The following is a 2,261-nucleotide window of genomic DNA, read 5'->3' as shown; positions in this document are numbered from 1 at the left end:
GGCTGTACATCCTGGCGTTGAGCCAGGCCGAGGGTCGCACCGCCCATGGTCCAGCTTTGTGGGCCACTGGTGGCTTGGGTGGCCTGGGTATCCTCACCCGCCCGGCTACTGAGGCGGAACAGGCCGTGGGTGCCGGTGGGTAAAGTGAACCCGCGTAGCGTCAAGGGGTTGACTTGTTGTTGGGCCAAGTCCGGTGGCAGCTGCGCATTCAAGTCGATTGCAACAACAGCATTATTGACTGGACGAGTGGCATCAAACCCACGTCCGGAACCTGTCGATATCGGCTGGCCCTCTTGGATGACACTGTTGACCAGATTCTTGCTGGCATTGATTTGAACCGCACCGCCAGCCTGAACGATGGCTTGGGCAGTGCCTGCACTGCCGGGCTTGGAGATCATCCGCTGATCGTAGAAATTGACTCCACTCAGAGTGGCCGGTAATGCCGACCTGGTGCCCGCGTTGTAGGCTGGCGCAGGAAACAGGGCTTGGAAATTGACATTGAAGGTCGTGTACGTTTTCCAACCAAACGTCAGGTTGGTTTGTCGCTGAGCCGTCCCCCCCATTCTTGTGTAGGGCGTCACCATCGACTCGTTCCAGTTTTGATCCCAGAAATGCAGGGTTCCCGCGCGTCTCGAACCGGAGCCTTGAAGCGTATAGGACGGATCATTCGCAGCGTTGTAATCCATGATCGAACGCCAGAAACGGGAGATATTCTTGTCTTCCTTGAGGTTAGGAAGGTCGAAAGACTTGAGAACCGAATACTTTCCTAATGTGGCGCCAACGTTACTGAAGTTTTCCAGCGCAGCACTGATATTGCCGGTGGCCGAAATAACCGAGGCAGAGTTCAACAGGCTACGTCCCTGAACATCCAGGTTCCTGCCGGACGAGATGCTTGCGGACACCGACTCCGCATCCACCTTGGATTCATATTCTTCCATCAATACCATGTGCCCGGCCCGTGCCGACGTGCCTCTCATCCCGATAGCGCCGGAAACCAATGTCGATGAAACATTGAAGAATTCTTTTTTGTTTTCTATCGCGCCCACATGGAGCGTCATATCGCCCGCGCTTTCCAGGTTGGCCGAAATATTGTTCAGGGTGCCCGCCCAATTGCCCTGTATATCCCGGGCGACAAAGAGTTTGCCCAGGCTGTAAACATCCGCGTTTTTATTGGTAAAACTCTCGGCCAGCAGCGACATGTCACCACCGCTGATGATCGCGCCGCGCTCGTTGAGCAAGGTCTGCGTGTCAATCAGCATGCCCTCACTGCTGCCAAGAGTGCCCGCGTTAGTCAGCGCTCCAGCACTGATCGCCAAATTGCCCATGGCGCTGATACGGCCCGAGTTAGTCATTTGGCCTGCGACGCTGATGGTAGCCCCCCGGCCCCCCGTAATACTTGAAGCAGCATCAAGGTTTAACGAAGCGGCGCCGACGTTCAGGGTATCTACGCTGCTGACACGCCCCCTGCCGCCGTAGGTCCCCGTTAGCCCCAAGCTGAGCGTGCCATCACTGGCAATCAACCCATTATTGACCCAGCTCCCCCCCTTCCCTTCCAAGTGCGTCGAAGCCAGCAACTGCCCGGTTTCGGTCTGGGTGAAGTTATTGACGTTAACGTTCAAACGCCCCGCCTGAATGACGCTGGTATTGGTCCAGGTATCCGCGTTCAGGGTCAGGCCGCCACGGGTGACAACGGTGCCGCCGGCGCCGGTAACGTTAGGCAATGAGATGTCGAATGTGCCCTCACCCACATGCAGCAACTGCCCGCCGTTGTTTTGGAAGCTGGCGGCTGCCAGGGTCAGGTCCTGGTTGGCGGTTTCCACCGCGCCGTTGCGGTTATCGAACACACCGCCGATCTGGAACTCGGTCTTGCCCAAGCGTCCCAAGGCGCGCAATTTGCCGCCCTGGTTATCGAGGGCATTGGCGGCCACAGTCAGGTTGTTGGTGCTTTCGATCAGGCCGTTGTGGTTGGTCAGTTGGCCGTTGAGGCCGAGCGCGATCTGGTCGCCGGCGATCTGCCCGGCGCTGTTATCCAGAGCGCTGCCATTGATGCGCATCAGGCCTTTGGCATACAAAGCACCCTGCTGGTTATTGAGGGTTGCAACCGTGAGCAATGCATCGCTGGTTTGCGCGCCAAGATAGCCGCCCTGGTTATCGAGCTGACTGGTATTGAGTAGCAGGCGCTGGCCCTGAATCAAGCCGCCCTTGGGGTTGCCGCTCAGGTCAGGACCGTTGCGAAGCACACCGACCACCCCGGCCTCAAT

At 57.9% G+C, this 2,261-nt stretch carries 1 pseudogene; it reads right to left on the bottom strand.

Annotation, left to right across the window (positions count from 1 at the left end):
• Positions 1-2,261, bottom strand: a pseudogene (locus GIW04_RS29960) (hemagglutinin repeat-containing protein); the annotation flags it as partial.

The organism is Pseudomonas sp. PA-4-8C (assembly GCF_021606625.1).
In the GTDB taxonomy this organism is placed as follows: Bacteria; Pseudomonadota; Gammaproteobacteria; order Pseudomonadales; family Pseudomonadaceae; genus Aquipseudomonas; species Aquipseudomonas lactis.
This window is presented reverse-complemented; position numbering and strand designations above follow the sequence as displayed.